Annotated in this window: 12 protein-coding genes and 1 tRNA gene; 9 read left to right on the top strand and 4 right to left on the bottom strand. The window is 63.7% G+C overall.

The window, feature by feature from the left end:
* The first annotated feature begins 18 nt into the window (after positions 1 to 18).
* The 5 genes from AABA86_RS07475 to AABA86_RS07495 all read left to right on the top strand — a co-directional run bounded on the left by AABA86_RS07475 (position 19) and on the right by AABA86_RS07495 (position 8,314).
* A complete protein-coding gene (locus tag AABA86_RS07475) occupies positions 19 to 2,307 on the top strand; it encodes a hypothetical protein (RefSeq protein WP_338306326.1) in 2,289 nt (762 codons plus the stop codon).
* A gap of 48 nt (positions 2,308 to 2,355) precedes the next feature.
* Positions 2,356 to 4,581 carry a hypothetical protein gene (locus AABA86_RS07480; protein WP_338306327.1) on the top strand — a complete coding sequence of 742 codons (2,226 nt, stop codon included), beginning with the start codon at positions 2,356 to 2,358 and terminating at the stop codon, positions 4,579 to 4,581.
* Positions 4,582 to 4,862: 281 nt separating this feature from the next.
* Positions 4,863 to 6,080: a class I SAM-dependent methyltransferase gene (locus AABA86_RS07485; protein WP_338306328.1), complete on the top strand. Its 1,218-nt coding sequence runs from the start codon at positions 4,863 to 4,865 to the stop codon at positions 6,078 to 6,080.
* Positions 6,073 to 7,266 carry a class I SAM-dependent methyltransferase gene (locus tag AABA86_RS07490; protein WP_338306329.1) on the top strand — a complete coding sequence of 398 codons (1,194 nt, stop codon included), beginning with the start codon at positions 6,073 to 6,075 and terminating at the stop codon, positions 7,264 to 7,266. The genes AABA86_RS07485 and AABA86_RS07490 overlap by 8 nt, the downstream gene beginning before the upstream one ends.
* A 13-nt stretch (positions 7,267 to 7,279) precedes the next feature.
* A complete protein-coding gene (locus AABA86_RS07495; protein WP_338306330.1) occupies positions 7,280 to 8,314 on the top strand; it encodes a Gfo/Idh/MocA family protein in 1,035 nt (344 codons plus the stop codon).
* Here the strand turns inward: AABA86_RS07495 and AABA86_RS07500 are convergent.
* Positions 8,304 to 9,974: a hypothetical protein gene (locus AABA86_RS07500; RefSeq protein WP_445083458.1), complete on the bottom strand. Its 1,671-nt coding sequence runs from the start codon at positions 9,972 to 9,974 to the stop codon at positions 8,304 to 8,306. The genes AABA86_RS07495 and AABA86_RS07500 overlap by 11 nt on opposite strands.
* A gap of 155 nt (positions 9,975 to 10,129) precedes the next feature.
* Between AABA86_RS07500 and AABA86_RS07505 the strand changes: the two genes are divergently transcribed.
* The 3 genes from AABA86_RS07505 (at position 10,130) to AABA86_RS07515 (ending at position 12,057) form a co-directional block, all read left to right on the top strand.
* A complete protein-coding gene (locus AABA86_RS07505) occupies positions 10,130 to 10,636 on the top strand; it encodes a hypothetical protein (RefSeq protein WP_212249029.1) in 507 nt (168 codons plus the stop codon).
* A gap of 9 nt (positions 10,637 to 10,645) precedes the next feature.
* Positions 10,646 to 11,152 carry a hypothetical protein gene (locus AABA86_RS07510; RefSeq protein ID WP_212249030.1) on the top strand — a complete coding sequence of 169 codons (507 nt, stop codon included), beginning with the start codon at positions 10,646 to 10,648 and terminating at the stop codon, positions 11,150 to 11,152.
* Positions 11,153 to 11,295: 143 nt separating this feature from the next.
* A complete protein-coding gene (locus tag AABA86_RS07515; RefSeq protein WP_212249031.1) occupies positions 11,296 to 12,057 on the top strand; it encodes a glycosyltransferase family 2 protein in 762 nt (253 codons plus the stop codon).
* A gap of 120 nt (positions 12,058 to 12,177) precedes the next feature.
* On the opposite strand, the gene AABA86_RS07520 is transcribed toward AABA86_RS07515, so the two are convergent.
* Both AABA86_RS07520 and AABA86_RS07525 read right to left on the bottom strand, forming a co-directional pair.
* Positions 12,178 to 12,253: transfer RNA gene (locus tag AABA86_RS07520), tRNA-Trp, on the bottom strand.
* A 95-nt stretch (positions 12,254 to 12,348) separates the two neighbouring features.
* Positions 12,349 to 12,975 (bottom strand): hypothetical protein, encoded by a 627-nt coding sequence (locus AABA86_RS07525; protein ID WP_212249032.1) that lies wholly within the window; start codon positions 12,973 to 12,975, stop codon positions 12,349 to 12,351.
* A 210-nt stretch (positions 12,976 to 13,185) separates the two neighbouring features.
* Between AABA86_RS07525 and AABA86_RS07530 the strand changes: the two genes are divergently transcribed.
* Entirely contained in the window at positions 13,186 to 14,409 is a 1,224-nt protein-coding gene (locus AABA86_RS07530) for a serine hydrolase domain-containing protein (RefSeq protein ID WP_338306332.1), read from the top strand.
* Positions 14,410 to 14,412: 3 nt separating this feature from the next.
* Here the strand turns inward: AABA86_RS07530 and AABA86_RS07535 are convergent, their stop codons facing one another.
* Positions 14,413 to 16,377: an AI-2E family transporter gene (locus AABA86_RS07535; protein WP_212249034.1), complete on the bottom strand. Its 1,965-nt coding sequence runs from the start codon at positions 16,375 to 16,377 to the stop codon at positions 14,413 to 14,415.
* Positions 16,378 to 16,449 lie beyond the last annotated feature (72 nt).

Here is a 16,449-nt window from a genome sequence, read left to right on the forward strand (position 1 = left end):
GCCGGACAAGACCAGGCGATGACATCTGCCGAGGTGCGTTTTCGTACCATCGTCGAGACATGGTCGTGGCGCGCGCTCATTTTCGCGCCGGCCGCTCTTTCCATCTGGTGCCTGAACCGCGACGGCACTTATCGAACGCTGCTATTTGACGGTGGCTGGACAACGCGATTTTACGTCCTCGCCTGGATCGTGCTGACGCCGTATCTCGGCTGGTTCATCATGGCGACCGGCCGCCTGACGTTCTCGCTCATCAGGCACGAACCCACTCAGCGCGTCGACGAGTTCTTTGTCGGCGCGGCCACACTCATCTTGACGGGATTTGGGCTAGGCGCTCTTTCCATCCTGTACCCACAAATCGTTCTCGGATTTGCGATCGCGGTTCTGCTGTGGGACAGCCGCAGCTTTCGGAAGCCGCAGAAACCCGCGGTGACTTTGCCGCTGATCGCAACATCGCTGCTGGGTCTTTGGCTTCTGGCGACGGTGTTCCTCGACCGCGCCATCATACCCGATGTCATTTCGACCGACGTTCAACAGCTCTACGCCCCGTATCTGGCGGAGGTCGCGAGAAATCACAGCATCTGGCTTGCGGCCGACAACCCCATCTTCTCCGACTTCGAGATCGGTCACGGAAACGGGCTGCACCTGTTGCTGGCGACGTTCCTGCCGCCCCACGTCGCCCAGATCGTTTCGTTTCTCTATTTCGTCGGGATCGGCGCTGTCATTTTCGAACTCGCCCGCCTCGTTCTTCCATTCCAGGCTTTCGGACGCCGGTGCGAAGACGCTGCGATCCCGATCGCACTCGGCCTGGCAATTCTCGGGCTTGCTTGGCCGAGGACGATGCCGACCGTTACACCCGGCCTCCACATCATGGAGTTTGGAAAGTACCACCTTCAGACAGCGGCATTCTTCGTCTATTTCCTGCTGGTCGTCATCCGCTCTTCCCGAAGTCGAGACAGGCTCGCCGCCGGAATTTGCGCCTTTGCCGTCGCGGCTTCCTATCCGCTCTACGCCGCGTTCGTCTTCTTGATTTCGGCGTTGGGAGTGCTCACCAAGGCGCTTCAGCGCGATCTGTCCGGCGTCATGACCGGCGTGCTGCTCGGGGTCGGAGCGATCGCCGGGTGCATACTGGCCTTCTCCGTCAATTATCTCTACCTCGGAATCCCGGCCACCAACCCGTATTCGCTGTTCCGGGGCGCCGCATCGGTCGAGCGTTTCTCACAATTCGGAAGCCTCGATATTCTCGACTATTTCGTGCTGGCGCAGTCGCTGGAGGTCAGCGACTTCCTCAGCAAGGCGGGGTTGTTCGCCTTCTTCAAGCAGGTCAGGTCCGTTCTCCTCGTTGCTATTGCTCTCGCGGCGGCAACTTGCACCGTTGCTTACATCGACTCGAAGCTGTTTCCGGAGCGCTCCGGCGCCTCGAAGTCGCGAATGTCGTTCAATGCTGCGGGGCTCTTGATCATCATCGCCTACGCAGCCAGCGTCCGGCTTCTGGATATGACGCTGAACATTCCGAGCCTGATCAGGCTATCCGTTCATGTCACCGCGCTATTCCCGCTCGTGACCGTGGCCATCGCCTGTTGGGTGCTGGTCGTCGTGCGGCGGTTGGCCTCAACCTGGTCCCCCGGGCGCTACGCGCCTCATGTGGCCCTTCTGGCGCTCCTGATCACCTGCGCCTGGACAACCCTTTCCTATCCCTGGCAGAGCTTCAGGGACGACGGGACCGTCGCTTTTGTGACCGGGCGCCCCCTTCGCCAGTTGCCCCGTGTCAGCCTGGACTGGCAGCGCTGTGACGAACTGCAGCAATCGACGGGGGCTGAGCGCATTCTGCCTCTCAACGGCTATCGCGCGTTGGTGCCATGCTATTTCTCGCCGCTCCTCACGCGAGGCAAGGTCATTCATACCTATCAGAGCGATGTCGCGCGCGATTTCAAGAAGGTCGCGCTGGGGACTGCCGATACGGCGGAAGCCACGCTTCGCGCGTTGGGGGTGAATCTCTTCTACGTCCAGAGGGAGAATTGCGATTTTTGGCTGAATGGGTTCTCAGACCTCTTCCAGAAAGAAGAACTGGCGAGACGCTTTGCGGTTCGCGCCGAGACTCCGCATTACTGGCTATTGACGTGGCGGGCTGGCGATCTGCCATTGACTCCGGAAACGGCAGCGGCAATCTCGACGCTGAGGACGAGATCGAAGGATATTTATCGAATGGCTTATGGTGTCGAGCCCTTTGAGGTGGTGAGGCGCCAGTTGCCACCAGACGGCAGGCCAAGAGACCTCGCGATTCTCGATCAGTTGTCCAAATGCCGCTGAGGGTTGCTGATTTGACGGCGGAAAGCGATCCTCCGCGGAGAGATCTACATGCACTCCGGTAAACGCTGGTCTTGGGGAGGCTGGCGAGCAAGCGCGCGTGCCGGCTTGATGACGGCTCCATTCCTCATCGCGGCGTTGGGCCTGCTGGTCAAGGTTCCTCCCGAGGTCCAGCTTTTCAGCGGTGGCCCCTTGGTCGCCTGGAACAGCTTGTGTCTCGCTGTCCTCGCTCCCTACGTGGCTATTGCGTTTGTCGGAATGGGGGCCCTGCTCGTTCACCGGCTCGACCAAGGCAACGACCTCGACGCCGCCGATTTGCTCGTGCTGCAGTTCTTCGGCGGCGCTGCTCTGTGCGTCTTGATCGGCGTCTGCCTCGGTGCGGCGGGATTGCTCTTCCCGTGGATCACCATCCCGTTCTTGACGGGCATCATCGCCTGGCACCTTGCACGTCCATCCCGCGGCCGTTGGTCACCGTCTACCGCAGCGGAGTGGCTGCTCGTTGGACTAATCGGTTTGTCGGCCGTCGTGGTTCTGCTCGTGAAGGGCGTCGTGCTCGACGCGACCCGCGGCGACATCCCGCAACTTTATCTTCCGCTGCTCGCCGACCTGCAGAACCGCCACACCTTCTGGCTCGACCCCGAACAGCCGAAGCTGTTCTGGTTCTTGCTCGGCCGCGGCCACGGGGCCGACATGCTGCTCGTGAGCTTTGGTGGCCCGACGGCTCATCAAATCCTCTCGGTTGTCTACTTGCTGTCCATCGCGGCGCTGGTCCATCGCATGGCGGTGCGGCTGACAACGGGCTGGATATTGCCGGGATGCGCGGCCCTGATCGCAATGTGGTCGAGCTTCATCGGATTGGAGACCGGGCGCTTTCACTATGAGACCGGCGCCTTCCTCCTGTTCGTCTGTTGGGCGGGGCCGCTCTATGCCACCACCAAGGCCCGCGTGATCTTCCGGGCCCTGGTGCCGGCCGTGATGTCCATCGCGATCATGGTCCCCCAGGCGGCGATCATCGCCACGGCTTTCTTGATGGCGGGAGCAGGCGCCGGCTGGTTCGCTCATGGCCCGCGCGGAATCGTGCGGCCGCTCGGAGTGGCCGCAATCGGACTTTGCACCGCGGCTCTCAGCCTTCTGGTCAACCAGATCTATCTCGGCATCGCCGAGGTCAATCCGATCGGCGTGTTCATGCCGCTCATCAACGTGGAGCGCTTTCGCCAAATCTCGAGCCTGGAGCTCATGGTCTACGTAAACAACGCGCAGGGCATCAAGTATGCAGGATTTTCGATGCGCGACATCGTGGCCGCTGTCGGTCGCCTGCGGGAGGTGCTCTGGAGCCTGTTCTTTGGCACGAACTTCTGGACGTATCCGGCTTTCATTGTCGCATGCGCAGCCTTGCTCAGAGTGCGGCGCCCCCGAGGAAATGGCCCATTCGTCGTAGGTCTCGCTCTCTGCCTGCTCGCTGTCATCAGCCTGATCACGCTCACTTCACATGGAAGTCTGGAGCGCATGCTGGCCTTCCGATCGGTCGCAACTCCGCTCATTGCCATTTCAATCATCGTGCCGCTCGCCGATCTCTTTCGGCGGCGTCACTTGCAACTCCGCATCGTCTCCGTGCCTTCTGCGCTGGTGACGATCGGTTTGGCGGCTCTTGTCGCGACTGTGGTTGCGAGGTCGCAGGGCGAGATAACGCGCGTGCGCATGCAGGGCGCCTTGGCGTTTGTCACCGGTCGCATCGGCCTGGTCGGCACCTCCCCGTCCTTTGACGACCTCGATCCACGCCGCTGTCGGGAGGTTTCAAGTCACGTCCCAGCGGACTGGCACATCCTCCCCGTCAATTCCGCTTTGCGTTTTCTGCCGACCTGCGCCGAATCCCCTCTCCTGCCATCTGGCCGGGTCGTGGATACCTTGCATCCGGTGTTTCTGCCCGATTATGGAGACGTCCTGCTTGGGCCCGCCCCAATCAGCATTGCCGCCCTACGCCGCCACAATGTGAATGCCTTTTACATAGAGAGCGACCGGCTGGATTTCTGGGCGCATGGGCAAAGCCCGCTTTTTGATTCCGACAGCATGCCGCGCGATCTCGACGTCCTCCACGTCGGAGCCGATTACATCTTGCTGACGTGGAAGGGCCTGGGAGCGCCGATCAGCGACGAACAGGTTGCAGCGATCACCGCGCTGCGGAACCGCAGCCGCGTGACCGGTCCAGGCAAAGACTATTGGGATGGTATCGCGGCGCTTGCGGCGTGGCGATCCCGGCATGACTCTACCGAAAAGTGAGCAGCCGTGCGCTTCCGCCCGCGCCGCGGCGCGGCAGGCGCCAAGACTCTTCGCGCGAAGCCGGACCCACACTGAATAGTCACCGCAAAATCCTGCCGAATCGGCTGGCTTTCTCGCGAGTCCGACGATCGGATAAGATGCCGGCGGACAGCGTGGGGGATCTCAACTTATCAATTGAGGTGCGCGCTGTGGCCCTATATAGCCGTACAATGGCTGCCAGCCGCGGGCCGTAATGGCTCGGAATGCCGATTCCAGACCTGCTCCTGCAAAGAGTTAAAGCCGTGACCGACCATTGCCGCCTTTGCCATTCGACCAACCTGCGTCCGGTCATCGACCTCGGACTGATGCCGATTGCGCATCGGCTTCGGCACAGCCGAAACGAGCAGGATGAACGATATCCGTTCGAGGTGATGGCCTGCGGCGATTGCGGCCTGCCCCAGATCGTCAAGCCGATCGATCCCGAGATTCTGTACCGGCAGTTCAACTACAATTTCAGCAGCTGGAAGCCGGAACCGCATCAGGTCGACGAGCTCGACACGATCGCGAAATTCTCCAAGCATCAGTCCGTGTTCGAGATCGGATGCAACGACGGCCTGTTCATGGACAAGCTGCGCGAGCGCGGCACCAAGATCATGGTCGGCGTCGAGCCCAATCCGGTGTCGGGCAAGATCGCCCGCGAGCGCGGCATCAAGGTCTATGCCGACATGCTCAGCCCGGCGATGGCCCACGATGCTGTCGCTCAGTCCGGCAAATTTGACCTCGTCGTCTCGCGCCAGGTGCTTGAGCACATCGTCGACTTCGAGAACTTCTTCGACTGCGTCAAGATCGCGCTCAGCGACGACGGCCTGCTGTTCATCGACGTGCCTGATTTCGCCCCCGGATCGACGGAGGGAGACCTCTCCGTCCTGTGGGAGGAGCACGTCAGCTATTTCACCGAACCGACCCTGCTCGCGCTGCTGGCGCGCCACGGCTTCGAGGCGGTGTCCGTGAAGAAATACAATTTCAGCGGCGGAAGCCTCGCGATCGCAGCCCGCCGTGCCAAGGGCGCCGTGACGGCGCCGCCCGCGCCGTCCGGCGTTGGCGAGAAATTCGGTCAGCGTGCGAGAGAGTATGGCGCGCGTCTCCGCCCGATTCTCGAAAAAGCCCGCGCCAACGGCGCCGAGATCGCCATCTACGGTGCCGGCTGCCGCGCCTGCACCTTCACCAACGCCCACGAGCTTGCGAATCTCGTCGACCTCTCGGTCGACGACCAGAAGGAGCGCCAGGGGCTGTTCCTGCCCGGCACCGGCATTCCGATCCGTTCCCCCGAGGATCTCGCGGCCAAGTCGGGTCCGCTCGTCTGTCTTCTCGCCGTGAACGAGGAGAACGAGGCCAAGGTCAGCAGCCGGCTGCGCGAGAGCGTGAAGCGTCCGCTCGAGATCGTTGCGATCTTCGCGCCGAACGACATCTGGAGCGAACTCGATCGTCTCGAGGTGGCGCTAAGGTCGCGGCATGGCTGAGGACAAGCTCTTCAACTATTACGAACGTCAGGATGTTCTGCCGACGTTCGGGAATTTCAAGTCGTCCGCCGAGCTCGAAGCCTACGCCAGCCAGCGGCGCGAGCTGTTTTCGGACAAGCTGGTGCTGCCGCCGCGGCTGTTCCGCGATGCCGATGTGCTCGAATTCGGTCCCGATTCCGGCGAGAACGCCTTGGTGTTTGCCGGTTGGGGCGCGAACATGACACTCGCCGAGCCGAACCGGCTCGCGCACCCGAAGATCGAAGCCTACTTCGCGCATTTCAGCCTGACCGAACGTCTTCGCGAGCTCGCGTTGGCCGATGTCGAGGGCTTCCGCAGCGATCGCCGCTTCGACATCATCGATGCCGAGGGCTTCATCTACACCGTGCAGCCGAGCGAAAAATGGCTCGGCATCTTCCATCGGCTGCTCAACCCGGACGGTTATGCCGTCGTGTCCTATTACGAGCGCTATGGCGGCTTCTTCGAGCTCGCGCTCAAGGCGATCCATGCGGCCGGCAAGGCGTTGAGCGGTCGCGCCGCGCTCGATACGGCCAAGATGCTGTTCGAGGCGAAGTGGAACAGCATTCCGCATACCCGCAGCTTCGAATCCTGGCTGATGGACGTGCTCGAAAATCCGTTCGTCCGGCATCGCTACTTCCTCGACGCGGCCACCTTGTGCACGGCGGCGCATGACCAGGGGTTCGACATCCATTCGGCATGGCCCGCCTATCGCGACAGCCTGGACATCTACTGGCACAAGAAAGTCCTGTCCGGTGATGAGAAGCTGCATCGCGCCAGACGCCATCTCGACCGCAGCCGCCTGAGCTTCCTTGGCGGACGAAAGCTTTATCTGGTCGGCAAGGCCGATGCCGTGCAGGCGATCTCGGCATCGATCGAGGCGCTGGTGCTCGACGTCGACGGGATGATCGATGATCCCTTCGGCGAGAGCCTGCCGCGCGTGGTCGCGGGCCTCGCGTCGCTGCGCGAGACGATCCGGACCACGGACGTTCTCGCCGACGATGCCGCCGACATCGACGCCATCATCGCGACGCTCGACAGTTTCCATCGCATCTTTGCCGCGATCGGTCAGCGGGACGCGGCCGCGGTCGCCGCCCTCACCCAGTCGGATCCGGCCTTCATCAACACGTGGGGACAACCGGCGCATTTCCTCGTGATCCGGAAGCGCTAAGGGATCGTAGCCAGTGAAGCCAGGCATTGGCATCATCGGAACGGGCATGGTCGGCCAGATGTGCCACCTCGCCAATTTCGCTGCCAATTCCGCCTGCCGCGTCGTCGCAATCGCTGATCTCCGGCCGGACTTGGCTGCCGCGGCAGCGCAGAGGTTCGGCATTCCTCAGGTTTACGGCACGCACCGGGAGCTGCTTGCGGACGGCGCGGTGTCCGCCGTCGTCGTCGTGACCAAGCGTCGCGCCACCGGACCGATCGTCCTGGACGCGTTGAACAGCGGCCGGCACGTGCTCTCGGAAAAGCCGATGGCCTACACCACCGCTCAGGCCACATTGCTGGTCGAAGTCGCGCGGCAGCAAAACCTCGTCTACAGCATCGGCTACATGAAGCGTCACGATGCCGGCGTGGCGCGGGCGCTGCAGGTGCTGACGCGCCTGCGCGAAGACCAGTCGCTCGGACGCATCGTCCGGGCAAAAGGCTGGTGCTTCGGCGGCGACACCGGCCGGTCGCACGACAATTTCGTGATGACCGGCGAAGCGCGACCGGACGGGATCGAACTCTGGCAGGATGGTCCCGACTGGATGCCGCGCGCGATGCGTCCCGGCTACGATAATTTTCTGAACGTCTTCAGCCATATCATCAATCTGGCGCGCTACCTGCTCGGATCGTCGCCGACGGTGGCCGAAAGCGCGATCGAGGCTTCGGGAGCCGGGCGCATCACGCTCGACTTCGACGGCATCGCCTGCACGCTGGATCTCGTGAACGGCTCCGAGGGCAGCTGGCGCGAGGGGCTGACGATCGATTTCGAGCGCGGCGCGGTGACCCTGGAATTGCCTCCGCCCTTTGCCGAGCAAGAGGCGCAGGTCATTGTCGATCACGATGGTCGAAGCACACGGTTCGCGGGCGACAAGAGCTGGGCATTCCGGCGCCAAGCCGACGCCTTCGTGTCCGATATCGCCGCACGAGCCGTACCCTTGGCCGCCGGCGCGGATTCGATCACCGACATCGCGCTTGCGGAGACCGTCTGGAAACAGCGCTCTAGCGGCTAGGCGCGACATCCTTGCTTGCGCCCTCGAGCGGCAGAATGCCCGCGATGGGCCCAAGCTTGATCGTCACCTGCGCGAGTTGAGCCAGAAACTCTGCAACATCGCAGCGCGCCAGCAACCGGCACGCGTAATACTTCCGCACCAAGGTCTGGTTCGGTGCCGCTCCAGGGCCCGGCTGGAACGAGATCGTCGCCTGCGGCCCCGTCGGATCGAAATGATGAAATGCGCTTCCCGGCGCCGTGCGCGCCTCGTCCATTCCCCGCAGGATGTCGGGCCGCTCGGCACGCAGTGCAAATCCGAAGAAGGGCTGATTGCCCCAGGCAAGGCGGAGCATGCCGGTGACCTCGGCGAGGCCGAACGGCACGTGCCGTGACGGGTAGTCGAAAAAGCCGTCATCGAGCGCATAAACCGTCGCCGCTGGCTGGGCCCGGCCGGCAAGGTTGCGCGTCAGGGCCTCCTGCTTCAGCGTCCTCGCCTGCATGAAGACGTAGTCACTCCACAACATGCCGATCGACATGATCAGGCCCGATCCGAACATGACCGCAAAGGCGACACTGGGACTGCTCCAACGTTGGGCCAGCCGCTTGAACGCGAGAAACGCCAGCGCCGACGGCACGCCGAACATCAGCAGATGACGGCTCTCGTAGAAATGCGTGGAGGACGGCCGCAGGCCGGCGATCAGATAGGGCGACGACAATGCGAGGAACATGACCATGGCGAGCACGAGCGGCAAGGCGATCGCGGTCCCGGACGCTGCCGGCTTCGTGCCCGAGCGCAGCAGCAGCACGACGATGCCGACGAGCACCGCGGCCAAAATGAACAGCGCCGGGACCGCGATCGCCGCGCGCAACGCGTGGGCCAGGACGTCCCTGTAGCCGGTGATGAAGAATGCCAACCATCCCTTCGCCAACTCGCCGAGCGTCGGGAAATGGGCATCATAGTGCTGCGCATATACGCCGATCCGCTTGAACCAGATATTGAGCGTGCCCCAGTAGATCAGAGGAAGCAGCATCAATTCCGGATAGAACAGGACACAGCGCCAGGCTGCGAGCCATGTGCGGCGGACCAAGCCGTCCGTCGCCTTCCCGCCCTGCCATATCGCAACGAAGAGACCCAGCATCACGAAGGCATAGAGCACGATCGTCGAGTTGAGCGCGAAGCTCAGCAGGAACACGAGCGCACAGGCCACGCGAAGCAGCGCACGCCGCAGGCCGCGTGCGCTGAAGGCCAGCGTCAACAGCCATGCGCCGGTGAACAGCAATCCGAAGCTGAAGACGTAGACCGCGTTCGCCTTGCCCGCCCACAGCTGATAGCCGGGATATGTCCAGACGATCAGGGCGAAACCGACCGCCTCGGCGCGGTCGAGCAGGCCGAGACGCGTTGCGGTGAGCGCGAGCGATGTTGCGCCAAAGACGATCCCGGCGAACGCCAGCGAGACCATCACGACAACCGGGGCGCCCGTCCAGTTCGCGAACGTGTCGTAACTGTAGAAGATCGGATGACCGGCGCCGTTCAGCAGGAAATCGATGTCGATGAAATAGTCCGGACGCGGCTTCAGCACCAGCCAGTCGTCCATGAAGAGACCGTTGTTGAGGAACATCGGCGCATGCGCAGCCAACAACACGACGAGGAGGACGACTATCGCACGCAGCAATGGGGACATCTCGGACGGAGGAACGGCATCGCCGGCAAGGATTCGCACGCCCACGTGACGTCCGCAAGAGCGGCCATGGCGGGCTCCCTTGACCGGAAAAATGCGACCTCCTATAGACTTTCGCTCTGGCTGGGGCCTGAGAGGCGTCCGGGGCGATTTTCCGAATGAACATGCTACCGGGCCCGGCGCAAGCCGCTGCGATTGGTCTCAGTGTCGCGCTGCCGCTGCTGTTGCTGTGCTATGCGCGCATCGCCGCCACCGGCGGATCCGGCCGCCGCTTCCGGCTCGGCTGCGTCAGCATCTTGGCCCTCTACGTGATCGCCTGCATCGCGCTTCCCGGTCAACGCCATCTCGACGACGTGCTTGGCGGTCTGTTCCTGCTCGCGACCGCGATGATGTTTTTCTACATCCTGTTCAGCCTGCTCGCCTGGGGCTTTACGCTGACGCTGCTCACGGCACTCGTTAAGGCCGGGCGTCCCCTCACCTGGGAGCAATGGGCCGTAGCCTACATGCAGGGCGGAGATCTCGGCACCTTCACGCATAACCGCCTGAAACTCCTGGTCGGCGCGGGGATGTTGACCATTGCAGACGGCAGGCTGGCTCCGACGGCCAAGGGCGTGGCGGTCGCGCGTCTCGTCAAACTCGTTCGTCTGTCAACGGGCCTTGGGTAAGAGGCCGCGATGTCCTTCGTTATCGGATTCCTCGCCGCCGTCACCTTCGCCGTGCTGTCGCCTGCCTTGCAGCTCATGGCCCGCGCTCGCGGATGGCCGGTTGGAGCCGTGACCCTGCTCGCGATCGCCGCGATCCTCACCCATGGTCTCGGCGTGATGCTCGGAATCCTCGTCGTCCCGGAATTCCAGTATTGGGACGCCGTGTCGATTTTCGGTTTTTGCGTCATGGGTTACGTCTTCGCTTTTGGCGCAGTGTACAAATCGGTGTCCCTGGACATTCTGCTCGGCGTCGTCGACCGGCCCGAGCGGAGGGCTCCGCTTTCGGAGATCGTCGAACGGCAGGTTCCAGATCTGTTCCAGGGACGAATTAGGAACCTGGTCGACGGCGGCCTGGTCGAACCGGTGGATTCCGGCTTCGCGGCGACGGCGGCGGGCCGGAATATGGCAGGCCGCGTCGGGCAGCTACGCCGCGCCTTCGGTATTGGCGATACCAGTCTCTATGATTTTTCCGAATAGTTGCCGGGAACACACACATCGCCGGTTTCATGACGGTTGTGCAGGGCATATCTGCGGGCTCCTTATTGTTCGCCTGGCCCAGATGACCTAGAGTTGCACCGGGGTTCCACCAGTAAAGAGTGGCCGGCAACGGGCGGCATAAGATGACACCTTCCAGGGCGGCAAAACGGCTTACGATCGTCATCCCTGCACTGAACGAGCAGGACAAGATCGCCGACACCATTGACGGCGTGCTGCCGCTCGCCCGCGAGCTGCTCGACGATTTCGAGATCTTCCTGATCGACGACGGCAGCACCGACGCCACCGGCGCGATCATGGACGAGTTCGCGGCCGGCGAGCCGCGCATCGTCGTGCAACATAACGCCGAGCCGCGAGGTGTCGGTGCCGGCTTCGAATACGCGCTGTCGCGCGCGAAATTCGATGCCATCACGCTCATTCCCGGCGACCACGCCTTCCAGAACGAGGGTATTGCCCGGATGTTCAAGGCGGCGGGCGCCGCCGACCTCGTCATCACCTATCGCGACAACCAGTCGGACCGCTCGGTCAACCGCTCGCTGCAGTCGCATTCGCTGCGGTTCATCCTGAACTGCCTGTTCGGCTTCTGGCTGTCCGACTATCACAGCATGATCGTCTACCCCGTGAAATGGCTGCGCCAGATCGCGGTCAAGGCCGACGGCTACGGCTATCAGATCTGCGCGTTGATCTCCCTGCTCCAGCTCGGCCTCACCTATGTGCAGGTGCCCGTGAGCCTGAACGCGGAGCTGAAGGGCTCCTCCCGTGCGCTGCGGCTGCGCACCTATCTCGAGCTCGGCGGCACCATCGTCTCGCTGCTGCGCCGCGTTCCCATCCGGCACGTCGACCTCAGCCAGGTTCCTACCGACGCGGAACGGGCCCCGGCGCGCTAGACGACGCCTCGCCGGGCTTGGGCTTGGGAAATCGAGCGGATGGGCAGGGGCGCGGCGATTCGCCCGCGGGACGCCCTCGTCCCTATCCTGCCAGCACCTGACTTAAGTGATTGATTTGACTGGCAGGAGTGGCAGGGCTCGAACCTGCGACCCCCGGTTTTGGAGACCGGTGCTCTACCAATTGAGCTACACTCCTACGGACCCTGCGTCGCCCCAGGATCAGGGCCGCTTTCAAGCACAGAGAGCGGCCGGATTGCAAGAGCGAAGCGAGTGCCATGCGCGTACTTCGCGCTAGGCCCCCCCATCTTTCAGCAGCCAGTTGCGGTAGATCTCCCCGTAGCGCACGCTCACCTTGTCCACCGGGGTTTGCGTCGCGTTGTTGTCGATAGCAGCCTGCACCGCCGCCCCAACGATCCCCTGCCCGGTATAGAGCGCTGCGTTCAGCTCGGGATAGGCGACGATCAGCGCACCGGTTCGGGCATCGACGAGATTGGCGTCCGCGATCATGCCGCGATGGCCGCCGATCACGACACGCTGAATGGCCGACGGGAACAGCAAGCTCTTCACACGGATGTCGAGCCGCACCGGCCGCGTGCCCGCCAGCCGAGCGACCAAGACCTGCTCGACGCCGGCCTTGATCCGCGGCGCCAGCAGGCCCTGAACGAAAGCCTTGACCTCCGGAGCGTCGGCCATTGTTGCCGCCTGTTCCAGGCTGACCGCCTTCGAGTCCGCATAGGCGCGGAGACCGTCCTCCCACTGTATGCGTGCGTCGCGTGCAAAACTGACCGCAACGCCGGTCAGCTTCATGCCGGCTATGTCGCTCTGCGACAGCGAATTATTGGCGGCGGTTACGCAGCCCGCAAGCGCAAGCATTCCGCCCAGCGCGACAATCCGCGCCAGTCCCAGCAGCAATCTCAACAACGCCCCCTGTCCCCGTAACCCAATCTCAGCCCGGCCCAAAAATAGGGTGTTCCGCCCGCTGCTGTCTACCCCGAATTGTATTGCCGTGCATAAGACCCGATGCCGAGCGTCCGCTGCAGATGTCACCGCGCCGAATGCATCTGTTCTTCACGGGGCTTCTGAGCCACACTTTTCCGGTTGACCAAAAACAAGAGTCCGGGAGCCTCCATGAACGCCCAAGCCGCCACGAAAGCCGCCTCGACGCCGCTGACCCCGCCCTTGCCTGAGGCCCGCCCGGAGACGCTCGGGCTGTCGCGGCCGCGCCTCCAGGCCATGTCAGACGCCTTCAAGCGCGAGATCGACAAGGGAACCGTTCCCGGGGTCACCGTGCTGGTGGCGAGGCGCGGCCAGGTCGGCTGGTTCGAGGCGCTCGGCAGGCAGAGCCCGGCGGACGCCGCGCCGATGGCGCGGGATTCGATCTTCCGGATCTTCTCGATGACCAAGCCGATCGTCTCGGTCGCCATCATGGCTCTGGTCGAGGACGGCCACCTCCTGCTCAGCGACGCCGTCGCGAAATTCATCCCGGAATTTGCCAGCCAGCAGGTCGGCATCGTCAAGGACGGCAAGCTCGAGCTGGTGCCGCCGACGCGGCCGATGACCGTGCAGGACCTGCTGCGCCACACCTCGGGCCTGACCTACGAGCACCAGGGCGACGGCCCCGTGCACAAGCTCTACCAGGAGTCCCGCGTCCGCAGCCGCAAGATCACCAATGCCGAGCACGCGAGCCTGGTGGCGAGCTTCCCGCTGGTCTGCCAGCCCGGCGCGGAATTCAACTACAGCCGCTCCACCGACATCCTCGGCCGCATCATCGAGGTCGTCAGCGGCAAGTCGCTCGGCACGTTCCTTGGCGAGCGCGTGCTCGCGCCGCTGCAGATGGCCGAGACCGGCTTCTCGACCTCGGAAGCCAATGCGGGCAGGCTTGCCGAACCGTTCGCCGCCGATCCCTGGACCGGCGACAAGGTCGCGCTGTTCAACATGCACGAAGCACCGGTGATGGAGTCCGGCGGCGGCGGCCTGGTCTCGACCACGATGGACTATGCCCGCTTCTGCCTGATGCTGCGCAACGGCGGCGCGCTCGACGGCAACAGGATCATCGGCCGCAAGACGTTGGAGCTGATGGCGTCCGATCACCTCGGGCCGCAGGTTCAGACCAACGGCACGCTGCTCTCGCCCGGCCATGGTTTCGGTCTCGGCTTCGCCGTGCGCCGCGAGGCCGGCATCGCACCCTTCCCCGGCAGCGTCGGCAACTATTTCTGGAGCGGTATCGCCGGCACGTTCTTCTGGATCGATCCGAAGGAGGATCTGTTCGCGGTGTTCATGAGCCAGGGCCCGGGCCAGCGCGACTACACGCGGACCCTGGTACGGGATCTGGTTTACGCGGCGGTGGAGTAGCATTCAGGCGCGCGCCAACAGGGCAGGCTCCGCAACAGACGCGGAGTCCGCTTGGCCTTGCGCCATGGAGACGACAATCTGCGCCGCTTCGCGCAACGAAGTGGCGAACAGATCGGCCTTGGCGGACTGCCCCAGTTCGTCGATGTTTGCGACACCCTCCGCCCAGCATCCAACCATGATGGATGCCTGCGGCAGCTTGCGGCGAAGCCGTCGCACCGCATAGCGCAGATGGGCGGGGCTGGTGATGCCGACATAGCTCAAGCAGACCAGCTTCACGCCTGTCGTATCGAGGCGGAAGATGTTGGCGGTCGACAGCGCGTCCGGCCCTTCGACACGGCTGCCCACCCCGTGCGCGCGGCACAATTGTGCCAGCATGATCGCGGCGGTCTCGTCCAGCACGGTTCGGCCTCCGATGCAGAGCACAGCGCTTTCGCCGCGGAACTGCTCTGCAAGAGCCGTCTTATCGAGGATGGGAATATCGGGCTGGTCTTTGGCAGGCGCGACACCTTCGACGGCATCGGCCGCTTCGGCATCCTCGGTCCGCTCAATTCCGACCGGGCGAACGTCGTCGAGGTCCGAGAGATCGTCGACGAACTCAACCACGGTATCGCGGATGCGCGCGAGCCGGACCTGATCGAGCGCCGCGCGGTCGAAATCGGACTGGGCGAGCTGCATGCCCTTGAGCGCGACCTCGTCGTAATAGGCGGCGAGCGACCTCTCCTTGAGGAATTCCTCGGCCTTCTCGGCAGCTTCCGTGGGATCGCCGGCCAGCATGCGCTGATAAAAGATCTCCGGGGGCGACAGCGCCGGGCGATCGCCGAACATGACGTCCAGGAAGGACAGCCTTTCGACGTGGCGCCCCAGCACGACCAGGCAGACGGTGAGAGGCGTGGCAAGGATGAGCCCGATCGGTCCCCACAGCGCCGTCCAGAAGGTCGCGGAGACGACGACGGCGACGGGCGAGAGGCCCGTGGTGCGACCGTACAACAGCGGTTCGACGACCTGCCCGACCAGCGGTTCAATGACGAAGAAAAGCGCCGCGGTCCAGGCCAGCATCCACCAGCCCGGGTCGACCGCCACCGCGAGCGCGAGCGGAAACGCCGCCGCTATTATCGAGCCGATATAGGGGACGAACCGCAGCACGGCAGCGAGGATGCCCCATAGCGCCGCGCTGGGAATCCCGATCAGCCACAGGCCGGTGCCGATCAGCACGCCGAAGCCCGTGTTGAGCATGAGTTGATTGAGGAAAAGCCGGCTCAAGCGAGCCGCGGCGTCGTCGAGCGCCGCAGTCGTGCGTTGCAGATCGTGGGAGCCCGCCAGCCGGATCAGGCGATTTCGCAGATCCTCGCGCTGAATCAGGATGAAGATCACGAAGATGACGATGATCCCTGTCGTTGCCAGGGGCGATACCAGGGGGGCGATCAGGGAGCGCAGGCTCTCCAGTGCGCCGGGATCAGGCTGCAAGACCTCGACCGGGACCGGCTTGACGCCGGGGTGGGCCGGAGTGCCCGAGGTCAGCGGATTGGCGGGCGCAGCCGATTTGGGCTTGTCGAGCTCCTTGCCGAGGTCCTGAAGCATCTCGGCGGCCCGCTCGAGCGTGGAGCTGCCCCCCGCCACGCCGCGCACCGACTGGATCTTGGACAGGATCGTGGCCTGGTACTTCGGCAGATCGCCCGCCAGGCCGTTGAGCTGGGTCGCGATCACACTGCCCAAGGCGAAAATGATCGCGAAAGCGAAGAGCACGACACCGACCACCGCCAGCGCACGCGGCACATGAAGGCGCTGCATCAGCGTGACGGGACCTGCGAGCACGAAGCTCAGCAGGATCGCAAGTGCGACGGGGACGAAAATCTCCCGCCCGAGATAAAGGGCCGCGATGATGATGATGCTCAGGACCGCCGCGCCCACCGTAAACACCATTGCGGAGACGTCGTCGGGAGATTGCGGCTTGATCACCGTGGGGATCATTTGTCTCGCTTTTCGCCCTCGCCAGCCATACGGGCCGGCGATGGATGCGCGGGCTAACGAGCCGGAAAGTGG

This window comes from Bradyrhizobium sp. TM233 (assembly GCF_036247965.1).
Classification (GTDB): domain Bacteria; phylum Pseudomonadota; class Alphaproteobacteria; order Rhizobiales; family Xanthobacteraceae; genus Bradyrhizobium; species Bradyrhizobium ottawaense.

Coding starts and splice junctions, on each gene's coding strand:
- AABA86_RS07515 (WP_212249031.1), top strand. CDS start 11,296: ATGACACCTTCCAGGGCGGCAAAACGGCTTACGATCGTCATCCCTGCA.
- AABA86_RS07530 (WP_338306332.1), top strand. CDS start 13,186: ATGAACGCCCAAGCCGCCACGAAAGCCGCCTCGACGCCGCTGACCCCG.
- AABA86_RS07480 (WP_338306327.1), top strand. CDS start 2,356: ATGCACTCCGGTAAACGCTGGTCTTGGGGAGGCTGGCGAGCAAGCGCG.
- AABA86_RS07535 (WP_212249034.1), bottom strand. CDS start 16,377: ATGATCCCCACGGTGATCAAGCCGCAATCTCCCGACGACGTCTCCGCA.
- AABA86_RS07490 (WP_338306329.1), top strand. CDS start 6,073: ATGGCTGAGGACAAGCTCTTCAACTATTACGAACGTCAGGATGTTCTG.
- AABA86_RS07510 (WP_212249030.1), top strand. CDS start 10,646: ATGTCCTTCGTTATCGGATTCCTCGCCGCCGTCACCTTCGCCGTGCTG.
- AABA86_RS07500 (WP_445083458.1), bottom strand. CDS start 9,974: ATGTCCCCATTGCTGCGTGCGATAGTCGTCCTCCTCGTCGTGTTGTTG.
- AABA86_RS07475 (WP_338306326.1), top strand. CDS start 19: ATGACATCTGCCGAGGTGCGTTTTCGTACCATCGTCGAGACATGGTCG.
- AABA86_RS07505 (WP_212249029.1), top strand. CDS start 10,130: ATGAACATGCTACCGGGCCCGGCGCAAGCCGCTGCGATTGGTCTCAGT.